9 protein-coding genes are annotated in these 14,084 nt (G+C 61.7%); 7 read left to right on the forward strand and 2 right to left on the reverse strand.

Annotation, left to right across the window (positions count from 1 at the left end):
• Positions 1-7: 7 nt before the first annotated feature.
• Positions 8-499 carry a 5-(carboxyamino)imidazole ribonucleotide mutase gene (gene purE, locus QIW53_RS11540; RefSeq protein ID WP_192307174.1) on the reverse strand — a complete coding sequence of 164 codons (492 nt, stop codon included), beginning with the start codon at positions 497-499 and terminating at the stop codon, positions 8-10.
• A gap of 415 nt (positions 500-914) precedes the next feature.
• Here purE and QIW53_RS11545 point away from each other — a divergent pair, with 415 nt between their 5' ends.
• Complete coding sequence (locus QIW53_RS11545) at positions 915-1,505, forward strand: hypothetical protein (RefSeq protein ID WP_371049752.1); 591 nt, start codon at positions 915-917, stop codon at positions 1,503-1,505.
• A 40-nt stretch (positions 1,506-1,545) separates the two neighbouring features.
• Here the strand turns inward: QIW53_RS11545 and QIW53_RS11550 are convergent, their stop codons facing one another.
• Complete coding sequence (locus QIW53_RS11550; RefSeq protein ID WP_371049753.1) at positions 1,546-2,457, reverse strand: LysR substrate-binding domain-containing protein; 912 nt, start codon at positions 2,455-2,457, stop codon at positions 1,546-1,548.
• 180 nt (positions 2,458-2,637) lie between these two features.
• On the opposite strand from QIW53_RS11550, the gene aspA reads away from it, so the two are divergent.
• From aspA to QIW53_RS11580, 6 genes are all read left to right on the forward strand, one after another.
• A complete protein-coding gene (gene aspA, locus QIW53_RS11555; protein ID WP_371049754.1) occupies positions 2,638-4,062 on the forward strand; it encodes an aspartate ammonia-lyase in 1,425 nt (474 codons plus the stop codon).
• A 383-nt stretch (positions 4,063-4,445) separates the two neighbouring features.
• On the forward strand, positions 4,446-5,888 hold the full coding sequence (locus tag QIW53_RS11560; RefSeq protein WP_371049755.1) for an alanine/glycine:cation symporter family protein: 1,443 nt from the start codon (positions 4,446-4,448) through the stop codon (positions 5,886-5,888).
• 71 nt (positions 5,889-5,959) lie between these two features.
• A complete protein-coding gene (locus QIW53_RS11565) occupies positions 5,960-6,964 on the forward strand; it encodes an asparaginase (RefSeq protein WP_371049756.1) in 1,005 nt (334 codons plus the stop codon).
• A 178-nt stretch (positions 6,965-7,142) separates the two neighbouring features.
• Positions 7,143-8,135: an AraC family transcriptional regulator gene (locus QIW53_RS11570; RefSeq protein ID WP_371049757.1), complete on the forward strand. Its 993-nt coding sequence runs from the start codon at positions 7,143-7,145 to the stop codon at positions 8,133-8,135.
• Positions 8,136-8,305: 170 nt separating this feature from the next.
• A complete protein-coding gene (locus tag QIW53_RS11575) occupies positions 8,306-9,343 on the forward strand; it encodes a histone deacetylase family protein (RefSeq protein ID WP_371049758.1) in 1,038 nt (345 codons plus the stop codon).
• 165 nt (positions 9,344-9,508) lie between these two features.
• The gene (locus QIW53_RS11580) at positions 9,509-14,077 is read left to right on the forward strand and encodes a hypothetical protein (protein ID WP_371049759.1); all 4,569 of its coding nucleotides are present in this window, start codon (positions 9,509-9,511) and stop codon (positions 14,075-14,077) included.
• The last annotated feature ends 7 nt before the right edge of the window (positions 14,078-14,084 follow it).

Consider the following 14,084-nt stretch of genomic DNA (forward strand, 5'->3'; position numbering starts at 1 on the left):
AACAACCTCAGGCGATACGTGGGTCTGGATTGTCCAGCACGCTGTCTGTCTGTTCGGTACGGAAGGTTTTCAACACCGTGTGGAATTGCGGGTGCTTGGCGCCCAGGATGCTCGCCGACAACAGGGCGGCGTTGATCGCGCCCGCCTTGCCGATGGCCAGGGTGGCGACCGGGATGCCCGCAGGCATCTGCACGATCGACAGCAACGAATCGACGCCCGAGAGCATAGACGACTGCACGGGCACGCCCAGCACCGGCAGATGGGTCTTGGCCGCACACATGCCCGGCAGGTGGGCTGCGCCTCCGGCGCCGGCGATGATCACCTCGATGCCCCGCGCTTCGGCCTCTTCGGCGTACTGGAACAGCAGGTCCGGGGTACGGTGAGCGGAAACCACCTTCACCTCGTAAGGGATGCCGAGCTTTTCCAGCATATCGGCGGTGTGGCTAAGGGTGGACCAATCGGACTTGGAGCCCATGATCACGCCAACCAATGCACTCATCGTCGTGCCTCTTCTCTCTGGGCGCCCGCAGGCGCGTCAAAAACAACAAGCCACGCAAAATGCGTGGCTTGAATTGTACGAAAAATGGCCGGAAGGACCGGCCGAAGGCCGCGCAGTATACCGCAATACGACAGATAAACAGCCCCCGTTTCGACCATCTGTCATTTGCCGCAAAAGGGCCAATTATTGACTCAAAGGTCAACAGCTGAACGGCAGCAACAACATCAGCGGATTCGCCGGATGAAACTAACTTTATCAATCAACCCTTCAACTAATACCGAGCATAAAACCGCACTTCGGCAATAGCCGGAAATAGACCTGCACTCGCCAAAGTTGCGCATCAGCGTTAATTTTTATCGCGCAAAAAACCAACTAACTTTAACCAACTGAACATATAAACCAGAATCACCTGACCATGATTAACAAGACCATGAATAAAAACGAAATCACTATTTTCGCCCTTATCCACAATGATGTTCCATCGGACACCAGGAAGAGTATTTACCCGGATTACTTCGCCCACCTGGTCGCCGAACTTGAAGGCTTTACCGGCAGGAAAGTCAAAATTGTCCTGGGTTCCGGAGAACCTTACAGCAGCTTCGATTACAGAGACACAGATACGTTGAAAGTCCTGAAAAAATGGGAGAGCCTGGGTTACACCTATTTGAAAGAAGCGGAATCGAAAGGCTTTACGACCAACAGCTTGAGTCAGGTCGTCCTACTCACCCAATTCAATATCAATGAACATACCGGGGGCGCTGCACTTATCTACCCGCCCACCAGCACTGGCAAGTTTGCCATTTCGTCGTTAAGCCGATACTTGAACGTCGGCCATGAAGTGGGTCACTTGCTGGGCGCTAAACATGACGATGCCGAAGTCCAGTACAACGGCTGGTGGTGTGAGACGTACATGATCGCCGACCCGAACAAGATCAGGTCCACCTGTTACAAGTTCAGCCAGGCCAATCGGCAAGCGATCAAAAACTACCTGGCCACCCAGGAATGATGATGATGTAGCGTTATTCGCGGCAGCGTCATCACACCGGTCACTGATTGGCGCTCGCCGCCCCACCCTCAAGCTTGCGCCACAACAAACGCACGTTGGCCTTGCGCACCAGTGCGCAGCGGTACAGGCGAATCTCCAGGGGCACGTGCCACTGCGACCCGCCGCAAACCACCAGCTCGCCGCGCGCCAGTTCGGCGCGCACACTCAGTTGCGGCACCCAGGCGATGCCCAGACCTTCCAGGGCCATGCTCTTGAGGCTGTCGGCCATGGCGGTTTCGTAGACGGTGGTGAACCGCAGCGCCCGCTGACGCAACAGCACATTCACCGAGCGCCCGAGAAAGGCGCCGGCGCTGTAGGCCAGCAGCGGCACGCTGCCTTCGCCCTCCAGATCGAACAAGGGCTTGCCGTGGGCATCGGCGGCGCAGACCGGCAGCATCTCGGTGTGCCCCAGATGCAGCGAAGGAAAGATTTCCGGGTCCATCTGCATCGCTGCATCCGGGTCATAGAACGCCAGCATCAGGTCGCAGCCACCCTCACGCAACGCATGCACCGCGTCGCCCACGTTGGTCGCGACGAGACGGGTCGCAATGTTCAGCCCTTCATTGCGCAATTGCGCGATCCAGCGCGGAAAGAAGCCCAGCGCCAGGGAGTGCGCGGCCGCGACCTGCATCACTTCGCCCTGCCCGCCTTCCAGATGATGAAGGTGGCGCAGCACTTCGCCGAGCTGTTCCACCACCGTTCGCGCGGTCACCAGGAACAACTGCCCCGCCGCCGTCAGTTCGATGGGCGTGCGCGAGCGATTGACCAGTTGCAGCCCCAGCGCGGCTTCGAGGCTGCGGATGCGGCGGCTGAACGCCGGCTGAGTCACGAAACGGCGCTCGGCCGCCTGGGAAAAGCTGCGGGTGGCGGCCAGGGCGCTGAAATCTTCCAGCCATTTACTTTCGAGGTTCATCAGGTCCTCCCGGACGCGCACCAATTTGGGTCGTACGCTCGTCGTGATCGCGGCGTCACACCGGCATTATGCCGAATATGCATAGGTCAGTGTTTAACAGCATTGGCTCTCGATTCTCCACAAGCCTAGCATTTGCAGTGTTCCGGCACAGACCGGGTCCATATCGAGATGATTTCCGTCATGTCCTCCGCTGCATCATTCCGCACAGAAAAAGACCTGCTTGGCGTACTCGAAGTACCGGCTCAAGCGTATTACGGCATCCAGACCCTGCGAGCGGTGAACAACTTCCGCCTCTCCGGCGTCCCGATTTCGCATTACCCGAAGCTGGTGGTCGGTCTGGCCATGGTCAAACAGGCCGCTGCTGACGCCAACCGCGAACTGGGTCACCTCAGCGAAGCCAAGCACGCAGCCATCAGTGAAGCCTGTGCCCGTCTGATCCGCGGCGATTTCCACGAAGAGTTCGTGGTGGACATGATTCAGGGCGGCGCCGGCACTTCAACCAACATGAATGCCAACGAAGTCATCGCCAACATCGCGCTGGAGGCCATGGGTCACCAGAAAGGCGAATATCAGTACCTGCACCCGAACAACGACGTGAACATGGCGCAGTCGACCAACGACGCCTACCCGACGGCCATCCGCCTGGGTCTGCTGCTGGGTCACGACACCCTGCTGGCCAGCCTCGACAGCCTGATCCAGGCGTTCTCCGACAAGGGTCAGGAATTCAGCCACGTGCTGAAGATGGGCCGCACCCAGCTGCAAGACGCCGTGCCGATGACCCTCGGCCAGGAATTCCGTGCGTTCGCCACCACGCTGGGCGAGGACCTGGCACGCCTCAAGACCCTGGCACCGGAACTGCTGACCGAAGTGAACCTGGGCGGTACCGCCATCGGCACCGGCATCAACGCCGACCCGCGTTATCAGCACCTGGCCGTTCAGCGCCTGGCCACCATCAGCGGTCATCCGCTGGTGCCGGCGGCCGACCTGATCGAAGCCACGTCGGACATGGGCGCCTTCGTCCTGTTCTCCGGCATGCTCAAGCGCACCGCCGTCAAACTGTCGAAGATCTGCAACGACCTGCGCCTGCTGTCCAGCGGCCCACGCACCGGCATCAACGAAATCAACCTGCCGGCGCGTCAACCGGGCAGCTCGATCATGCCCGGCAAGGTCAACCCGGTCATCCCGGAAGCCGTGAACCAGGTGGCCTTCCAGGTCATCGGCAACGACCTGGCGCTGACCATGGCAGCCGAAGGCGGTCAACTGCAGTTGAACGTGATGGAGCCGCTGATCGCCTTCAAGATCCTCGACTCGATCCGCCTGCTGCAACGCGCCATGGACATGCTGCGCGAGCACTGCATTACCGGCATCACCGCCAACGAAGCCCGCTGCCGCGAACTGGTCGAGCACTCGATCGGCCTGGTCACCGCGCTGAACCCGTACATCGGCTATGAAAACGCCACCCGCATCGCCCGTATCGCCCTTGAAAGCGGCCGCGGCGTGCTGGAACTGGTGCGTGAGGAAGGCTTGCTCGACGACGCCATGCTCGACGACATCCTGCGCCCGGAAAACATGATCGCCCCGCGTCTGGTGCCTTTGAAGGCCTGATCAGACGCCACACTGGCAATACCGCTCACCAGGTCGAGGGACTAGACACCTCTCACCTTTTGAGGGCTTGGGGATCAGTCCCCAGGCCCTTTTTTTTAACCGGATCACACACCCCTGTGATGTTTCAAGGGCTTTCAGAAACCGCTTGCACCACAACCGTGCAGACGGGCGCGGCACTGATCGGTATAGTGCCGCCCCTTCTTCGCGTGAGCGGTCGTCGGTAGCGAGGCCCCCACCCATGCGAAACCCGAACTAACAACAAACCCGCGATTTGGTCCGGGATGAACCTTCAAATCGCCTATTGTGCCGCGCGCAAACGGGTGTAACACGATGTTTCTCACGGACCAGCTTCTGCTCACATAAAAAACAGCGAGGAATACTCCATGCTCGAAGTCATCAACGACTTCCTCTCAGGGAAAGTACTGATCGTGCTCATTGTCGGGCTCGGTAGCTACTTCACGATCCGCTCGCGTTTCGTTCAACTGCGTCATTTCTTCCACATGTTCGGCGTATTCCGCGACAGCCTGAAAAGCAGCGCCGGCCAGCTCAGTTCGTTCCAGGCCCTGATGCTCAGCCTGGCCGGGCGAGTCGGCGCGGGCAACATCGCCGGGGTCGGCATCGCCGTGACCCTGGGTGGCCCGGGCGCGGTGTTCTGGATGTGGGTGACCGCGCTGGTCGGCATGTCCAGCAGCTTCTTCGAATGCTCCCTCGGCCAGCTCTACAAGCGCTGCGACTCCGAAGGTCAGTTCCGTGGCGGCCCGTCCTACTACATTCAGCACGGCCTGCAGAAACGCTGGCTGGGCATGATCATGGCGTTCCTGTTGCTGGTGACCTTCGGGTTTGCCTTCAATGGCCTGCAGTCCCACGCCGTGACCCACTCGCTGAACAACGCCTTCGGCTTCGACACCACTTGGACCGGCCTGGCCCTGGCGGTGTTGCTGGGCCTGGTGTTCATTGGCGGGATCAAGCGCATCGCCAAGGTCGCTGACCTGCTGGTGCCGGTGAAAACCCTGGTGTACATCGGCGTGACCATCTACGTGATCGTGCTGCAATTCGACCACGTGCCCGCCATGCTGATGACCATCGTCAAAAGCGCATTCGGCCTGGATCAGGCTTTCGGCGGCCTGATCGGCAGCGCCATCGTCATGGGCGTCAAGCGCGGCGTATTCGCCAACGAAGCGGGCCTGGGCAGTGCGCCGAACGTGGCGGCCGTGGCGTCGGTGGAGCACCCGGTGGCACAAGGCGTGGTCCAGGCGTTCAGCGTATTCCTCGACACCTTTGTGATCTGCACCTGCACCGCGCTGCTGATTCTGCTCTCGGGTTTCTACACCCCGGGCTTCGAAGGCGACGGCATTGCCCTGACCCAGAACTCGCTCGCCGCCGTTGTCGGCGACTGGGGCCGGATGTTCATCTCGGTCGCGCTGGCCTTGTTCGTGTTCACCTCGATTCTCTACAACTACTACCTGGGCGAGAGCAACCTGCGTTTCCTGATCGGTGAAAACCGCAAGGCACTGATCGGCTACCGCGCACTGGTACTGGCGCTGATCTTCTGGGGCGCCATCGAAAACCTCGGCACCGTGTTCGCGTTCGCCGACATCACCATGACCCTGCTGGCGTTCGTGAACCTGATTGCGCTGTTCCTGTTGTTCAAGGTCGGCATGCGCATCCTGCGCGACTACGATGACCAGCGTGCTGCCGGCATCCAGACACCGGTGTTCGACTCGAGCAAATTCCCGGACCTGGATCTCGATCCGAACGCATGGCCGGCGAATCCGCCTGCGTCCACGGTTGAAGCCGAAGGCAAGACGGCGACCACTATCGGTTAAAGTGTGAATCCTCTGTGGGGGCGGGCCTGCTTGCCCCCACAGGAGGACCGTCATCGATTTCGGAGAACTTCATGAATTCCTCGACCTACCCTGCCGCCCAACGCGTGATGGTGCTCTACACCGGTGGCACCATCGGCATGCAGGCCAGCGCCAATGGCCTGGCCCCGGCATCCGGTTTCGAAGCGCGGATGCGCGAGTACCTGCACGGCCAGCCTGGCCTGGTAGTGCCGCCGTGGCGCTTTCGCGAGATGTCGCCGCTGATCGACAGCGCCAACATGTCCCCGGCGTACTGGCAACAATTGCGCGAGGCCGTGGTCGACGCGGTGGATGTGCAGGGCTGTGACAGCGTGCTGATCCTGCACGGCACCGACACCCTGGCCTACAGCGCGGCGGCCATGAGTTTCCAGTTGCTCGGCCTGCAAGCCCGCGTCTGCTTTACCGGCTCGATGCTGCCGGCCGGCGTGACGGACAGCGATGCCTGGGAAAACCTCGGCGGCGCTCTGGTCGCACTGGGTAACGGCCTGGCGCCGGGCGTGCACCTGCACTTTCATGGCGAAATGCTCGACCCGAGCCGTTGCGCGAAAGTGCGCAGCTTCGGTCGACACCCGTTCAAGCGCCTGGAGCGTCAGGGCGCAGGCGCGAAGGCAACTTCATTGCCGGCCGAGCTGACCTACAACCAGCCGAAACAGCTGGCGAAGGTCGCGGTATTGCCGCTGTTTCCCGGCATTGGCGCCGAACAGCTCGATGGCATGCTCAACAGCGGCATTCAGGGCCTGGTGCTGGAGTGCTATGGCAGCGGCACGGGGCCGAGCGACAACCCGGCGTTTCTCGACGCACTGGCGCGGGCACGCGACAAGGGCGTGGTGGTGGTCGCGGTCACGCAGTGCCACGAAGGTGGCGTGGAACTGGACGTGTACGAGGCAGGCAGCCGCTTGCGCGGTGTCGGCGTGCTGTCCGGTGGCGGCATGACCCGCGAAGCGGCGTTCGGCAAGTTGCATGGGTTGCTGGGTGCGGGGCTGGATATTGCGCAAGTGCGCAGGCTCGTGGAGCTGGACCTCTGCGGCGAGCTCAGCTGACACACCACTGACCACTGTAGGAGCGAGCATGCTCGCGATGGAGGTCAACGATGACGCTGGCTGTCTGGATTCCTGCGTCATCGTTGGCGACCATCGCGAGCATGCTCGCTCCTACAGGACCCCTCGGCGGCATGTAACTTGCGTTAAATTCCAGCATACCCACAGGCTGGAAGCCGCCATGCTCCACTCCCATCTGACCACCCTGAATGCTGTCGCGCTGGTACTCAACGCCTTCAAGGCCGACGGTTTGTCCAGTGAGGCGCTGCTGGCCGGCAGTGGCATCAGCCCCGCCGACCTGAGCCGGGCCGACACGCGCATCACCACCAACCAGGAGATGCAGGTGTGTGCCAATGCGGTGGCGCTCAAGCGCGACATTGGCCTGGAACTGGGCCGGCGGATGCACGTTTCGTCCTACGGCATGCTCGGTTATGCGCTGCTCACCAGTGCCACCTTCGGTGACGCTTTGCGCCTGGCGATGCGCTATCCGGCGCTATTGGGAACAGTTTTCGAGCTGCGCCTGGAGGAAGACGACGAGCGTGTCTGGTTCGCCGCCGCCGACTACCGCGAAAGCCTGGCCATGGCCGTGTTCAATGCCGAATTCTGCCTGGTGTCGTTGAAAGTCATCTGTGACGACCTGCTCGGTCACCCGCTGCCGCTGCGGGCTGCGCGCTTCGAACATGCCGCGCCCGACTATCGGGCGACCTACGCCGAACACTTCGAGTGTCCGCTGAGCTTCGGCGCGGCTGACAACGCCTTTGCCTTCGACAAGCGCTGGCTCGACCAGCCGTTGCCGCTGGCCGACCTCATCACCCATCAGGCCATGGTCGAACGCTGCCGCAAGCAGAACACCGAGTTCACCGGCCGCCAGGCGTGGCTGGGGCGGATCCGCCAACTGCTCAGCGCGCAATTGAATGCGGCACCCGGCCTCGATGGCCTGGCCGAGCAGATGAAATGCTCCACGCGAACCTTGCGCCGACATCTCAAGGACATGGGCTGCAGCTATCAGGAACTGCTCGACGAATTGCGCTTCGAACAAGCCAAGCAAATGCTCTGCGAGGACCAGATGCCGATCTACCGGATTGCCGAGGCGCTGGGTTTCAGCGAAACCGCGAGTTTTCGTCATGCTTTCGTGCGCTGGAGCGGCGTGGCGCCGAGTCAGTTTCGGCCCTGAAGGATCGATTGCCTGCTCGCGATAGCGGCCTAAAGAACGCCGAGGGAAGGGGCGAATTGCGGTCAGACGTTTTGGCCATATCCATCCCCTTTTGGCCTTTCCTGCCGTTTTCCGAATCGCCGTTCGCCGCAAGACTGTAGCCCACCGATTCAGCCTGCGGAGAGCAAGAAATGCTGACGATCTATTCGGATGATCACCACCTGCACCACGGCCGTTGCGAATTGATCGACGGGCAACTCAAGCCCTGCTTCGAAATGCCGTCCCGCGCCGACCATGTGCTGCAACGGGTCAAAAACCAGAACCTCGGTGCGGTCCAAGCCCCCAGGGACTTCGGCCTCGAGCCGATTGCCCGCGTCCACAGCCGCGATTACCTGGATTTCTTCAAGGGCGCCTGGGCGCGCTGGACCGAGTTCAACACCGACGGCGACTTGCTGCCCTACACCTGGCCGGCCCGCACCCTGCGTGCGATCAAGCCCAAAAGCCTGCACGGCGAGCTCGGCTACTACAGCTTCGACGGTGGCGCCCCGATCACCGCCGGCACCTGGCAAGCGGCATACAGCGCAGCGCAAGTGGCACTGACCGCGCAGGCGCACATCCAGGGCGGCGCCCACAGCGCCTTTGCCCTGTGCCGCCCGCCGGGGCATCACGCCGCCAGCGATGTGATGGGCGGTTATTGCTATCTCAACAACGCCGCCATCGCGGCCCAGGCGTTCCTCGATCAGGGCCGCCGGAAGGTCGCGATTCTCGACGTCGACTACCACCACGGCAACGGCACTCAATCGATTTTCTATGAGCGCAACGACGTGCTCTTCACCTCTATCCACGGCCATCCGGAAGCCGAATTTCCGTTTTTCCTGGGTTTTGACGATGAGCTGGGCGACGGCGCGGGCGAAGGTTTCAACTTCAACTATCCACTGCCCGCCGGCAGCGGCTGGGACACCTGGAGCGCCGCACTGGAACAGGCTTGCAAGGAGATCGAGCGCTACGGCGCCGATGTCATCGTGGTCTCCCTGGGGGTCGATACGTTCAAGGACGATCCGATCTCGCAATTCAAGCTCGACAGCCCCGATTACCTGGCCATGGGCACGCGCATCGCCGGCCTCGGCAAGCCCACCCTGTTCGTCATGGAAGGCGGTTATGCGGTCGAGGAAATCGGCATCAATGCCGTGAACGTGCTTGAAGGCTTCGAACGCGCCCGGAGTCAGTAACCCCTGCACCCGCGTTCTTGCCACGCGATAAAGAAGACCCGCCCAGTCGCGGGTCTTTTTTCGCCTGCGGTATTTATCTACCGCAAGGCAACGGTCACACCCCGATAACGTCTCCCGACCCAGCGCTGTGCCCTCTACAGCCGCTCGCCCCTTCAGGAGACCCGCATGTCCGAAACCACCTTTCAGAAAGAACTGGATTTACTGACCGAACTGGTCACCGGCCCTTCGATCAGTGAAGTCGCGGCGAATGTCCTGCGCCCTGCCCTGGCCGCGTTGTATCCGCAACTCAAGATCAACCCGACGCTCGCCACCGTGGTCACCCCGACCTGGATCATCACCGAAGATCGCGTGATCCCCGGGCGCAACCAGTACGAGACCCTGACCAACGTGCTGGTACGTGTCGGGTATTCGCAGTCGAACGTGAACTACATCGATGGCGAACATTTCCTGACCCTGCACCCGGGCGACGAACCGATGGTGAAACTGGCGGTGAAAATCGATGCGATCGGCCACTTGATCAATTCACTTTCACCCCTGCTCTTCAACGCCTATCAACAGCAACAGCTCGATTACTGGAACCATGAGACCGGGCCCTCGACCCCGCGCTGGCATCAGCTCTCGCGGTCCCTGCAAGACATCTGGAACCTTGATCCGGCACTGACCTGGAGTGACGACGAAAAAGCCATCGCCCAGGCGGTGTTCAGCCAGCCGGATCGCGCCACCCGACGCGCCGGGGACAAATACCGGATCAAGGCCTGTCTGATCGATGTCGACGTCGTCGAAGACGGGGTGAGCAATCACTGGCGGATGATGGACCTCGCGGTGCTCGTAGGCACACTCGGCGAGCGTACCTTTGTGCTGACGCACTCCATCATCCAGGGCTTCGAACGGTATGACTCCATTGACGTGCTGGCTGAAAAACTGCAGTGCGGAGCCGACCTGCAATGGCGCCTGTATGAACCCGACGGCCATTTTTTCCACCACCAGGCCTGTGCCCTGATTGCACTGGAGATCGAAGCCATCGGTGGCTTGAATCAGGCTCAAGGCACGTCATCGCCCAGCCTTTCATTCGGCAAGCCTGCCCACCCCAGAAACTTCAAGGCCTCGCACGAAGCACCGTCGTCGCATTTCAGCAAGGTCCAGACCTTGTTGCCCAACTGGCTCAAAGAAGGCTCACCAGCGGACCTCACTCGCTACAGTCGGCACTTGATGGACCTCGCCAGTCTGCGTGAACAGGACGCCGGCAAAACCTTCCTCGACGGTGTGCCATCGCTGCGCGAGTTCACCTTGCAAAGCCTGCGCAAACAGATGCTCAAGGATCACCCCACCGCCACGGCCCTGAAACTCGAGGATATCGAACTGAGCATCACCAGTCTGGTCATCTACGGGACCTTCATCGTGCCCGGACAAACCCAGACCCTCACCCTGTCGCTGGTTGACCTGGCGCTGCAAAACCTGATCGGCCTGCCGACCGGCAACCGCGCGGTACGATTGACCCATGGTGAGGCGGCGCCGGACTGGATGACCCCCGCGTACCTGGAACAACTGGTGACCCAGGTGAACATCGGCGAGACCTACCCGGCGCTGATCAAACTCAAGTTGCTCAGTGACGCGCAGGAAACCGAACGCCGGCAAAACCTGTACAGCCGTCATCTGCGCATCCAGTTGCCGCTGCAAGCGCTGCAATACAAGCTCCGTAACCAGGCGGGCATCGACGAGCGTGGCTATCAGTATGTGCTCGCGGTCATGCAGGAAAACCCGGCGAACCGCTATGTCGACGGGCTGGAGATCGTCATTCGCCCGCTGGCGTTCGTCCACGGCGAAAACACCGAAAGCACGGCGGATAAAGTGGCCAACATGTTCGTGATCGGGCCGCGACTCGCGACGAAAGGTCCCTGCCTGCTCTATCGACCGCTGCTCGACCACCCGTTGCTGCAATACCCGGGGGAGGCGAATCTGCTGTATGCGATCAAGCACAGCAAGACGCTGCGCCAATCGGTCCTGGCGTGGCTGCCGGACGGCGTGCGCTTCAACTATTCCCAATACGCCTTCCCCGGCGAATTGCCGTCCGTCTGGACCATCGGCCAGTGGCTGGTGGAGCCCACGTCGCTGCAGGGCAGGATGGCCAACGTGGCGTTCAGCGCGACCGCGCTGGAAAGTGAACCCCTTGCCGCACTGTTCAAGGCGAACGCCGACGCGATGATCACCCTGGCTGAACGCCAATCGGTGTCGAACGCCGAAGCCCGCTGGGCAACGCTCAAGCAAGGCGCGTGGATGCTGTTCAACATCGCCTTGCCGTTTCTCGGGCGTACCGTGGGCACCGCCGCCTGGATCTGGCAAATCATGGATGACCTGCAGCAGGCCACCGACGCCAGGGAAAATGACGACACTGAGGGCGCCTGGTCGGCCATGACCGACTTGCTGCTGACCCTCGGCATGGTGATCGCCCATCAAGCCGCCAGCGAGAAACCCTCCGCACGAACCGCCGAAGAGCACCCGGCCCTGCGCCCGGAGCCCCCGGCCTTACCCCGTCCGAAATCCAGCGTGACCCGCCTGCCCGACTGGCATTCGAGCCAGCCGCCGGCTGCGCATGAGTCCACGCTGCACAGCCTCGGCGCATTACCTGCCAAAAGCCTGGGGACATTGCTCGACGCGCTGAGCATCAGCGAGCCGGTTGGCCTTAAGGCGCCGTCGCTCGACGCCGGCCCCCGGCAATACCTGCGGGGCCTCGGCAGCCAGTGGTACGCGAAAGTCGGTGAGCGCTGGTTCGAAGTCATGCTCAATGACAACGAGGATGTACAGATCGTCGACTCGCGCAAAACACCGGCGATCAAAGGGCCGCTGCTGGTGCACTCGGCCAGGGGGGAATGGTTCGTTGACCTGCGACTGCGCTTGCGCGGTGGCGGTCGCCGGCAGGCGCTTGTGCGCCAGAACCAGCAGCGCAAGGCAGAGTTGAGACAGAAGCTCGAAGCGTTCGATGGGCGAAAGCAGGCGCTGGAAGAAGAACTCGAGCGTGCAGAAAAAGCCGCCACCGACGACAACTATCAGGCCCTGATCGACACCCTGGATTCACATCAGGCGGCTTACAACACCTACATCGAACAACTCAAAGCGTTCAACGCCATTGAGCCCATTCCGAACTATCGCCCGGTCCTGGTCAGTTGCCTGGACCTGCAGCTGGCGCTGACCCGCAAGTGGTTTGCCCGGCAGGATCGCGCGTTCAGCCAGCGCATGCGCCAATCCCTTGCACTGCTGGACAACGAAACGGTCGAGAGCACCCAAACGCCGCGCCAGACGCATCAATCGACCAGCGACATGACGCAGCAATTCATCGACCGGATCGAATTCGCCCAGGCCCGGATCGATGAACTGACCCGACTGGGCAAGGACGCCAGCGAAATTGGCCGGGATTACGCGACGCACCTGCCGCGCTTCAACCTGCAGGACCTGAAGCTGTTCCAGATCAGCATTGCCCAGGAGCTTTGCCTCAACGACGGCGCGGCGGTGGACCTCGCGCCTGCCCGCCAGGCCATGGAGCAACTGGTCGATGACGCCGGTCTCACCATCCAGTCGTCTCTGGACCTTGCCGCCGACGGCGAAGCGCTGGAGCTGCTGGACCGCATCGACGGTTTCAACGACCTGGTGGAGCAATTCGCCAACCTCGACCAGCGAATTGCCGACCTGGGACAGGAATTCCCGGAACAGTTGCTGAGCGCGCCACTGGCGCTCATGCGCGAACGAATCAAGGCGTTCAACGAACCCGCCAAGGCGCAACTCGCCGCCTTGTTGCAGGAGCGCAGATTGCTTGAACCGACGCCCGGGCCATCCCGGCCTGCGACGCCACGCCAGCGCATCATCAAGACCCGCTTCAAAGGCACCGTGTTCGGCACCCCGCGCGCGCGAGCGGCGGGCGAGGACCTGGACCTGTTTGACGTGACGTCGCCACTGACCGGCAAGGTCATCGCGACGTTTCATGAGAAAACCCCAGGCAACTGGCTGGAACATGTAGCTCCACGCCCCGCGCCGGCGACCCGCCCGCCCCTGGAAAACAGCCTTCAGCAAGGCCAGGCGCTGCTCGACCAACTGCCGGCCTTTACCCGTCGAACCGAAAGCCACGCCAACCAGGCCGGACGCATTCCCGTGGAAATCGAGGAACTGTTCAATCAACAGGCACGGCGGATGACCGAAGCGGCCGACACTATCGAACAGGCGCTGACCGACCTGAACGCCACGGACGGCGGCCCGGTGTCGGCCGTCAATCTGGCCAGGCAGCTCAACGACGGGGCAACCGCCCTTCATGAACAGGGACGCCTTGCCCGAATCAACATGATCAAACGACAGCCCCCGACCGCGGCCAGGGTGCAATGGCTGCATGCTCAGGGCCTGGTCGAAATTGTCAGGATCCCTGGCCGGCAGCGGCTCAAGGGGATTAAAAAGGACTTTCTCGAGGAGTACGAAATTCGCGTGCGAGACACCGCGACCAAGCCCGGGCCCAGCAAAGGCGCGGCCCTCTGGTACGCGCACTTTCATTATCCGAAGATCGACACCCCGGTGGATGGCTACACGGCGGCCCACCTGAAAACTGCCGTGCAACGCAAGTTGGGTGGCGGCTTTGACCTGCGAAAGGCCTCGTCGAACAACGAGATCATCGAGATCTATCGCAGCGAAATCAGCCCGCCATTGGCCCGGTCGCTGTTCCTGCCAGCGCCCAGGCCCTCCACTTCGAAAAGTTGAACGGGCG

The organism is Pseudomonas fluorescens, from assembly GCF_041354075.1.
Taxonomy (GTDB): domain Bacteria; phylum Pseudomonadota; class Gammaproteobacteria; order Pseudomonadales; family Pseudomonadaceae; genus Aquipseudomonas; species Aquipseudomonas fluorescens_CE.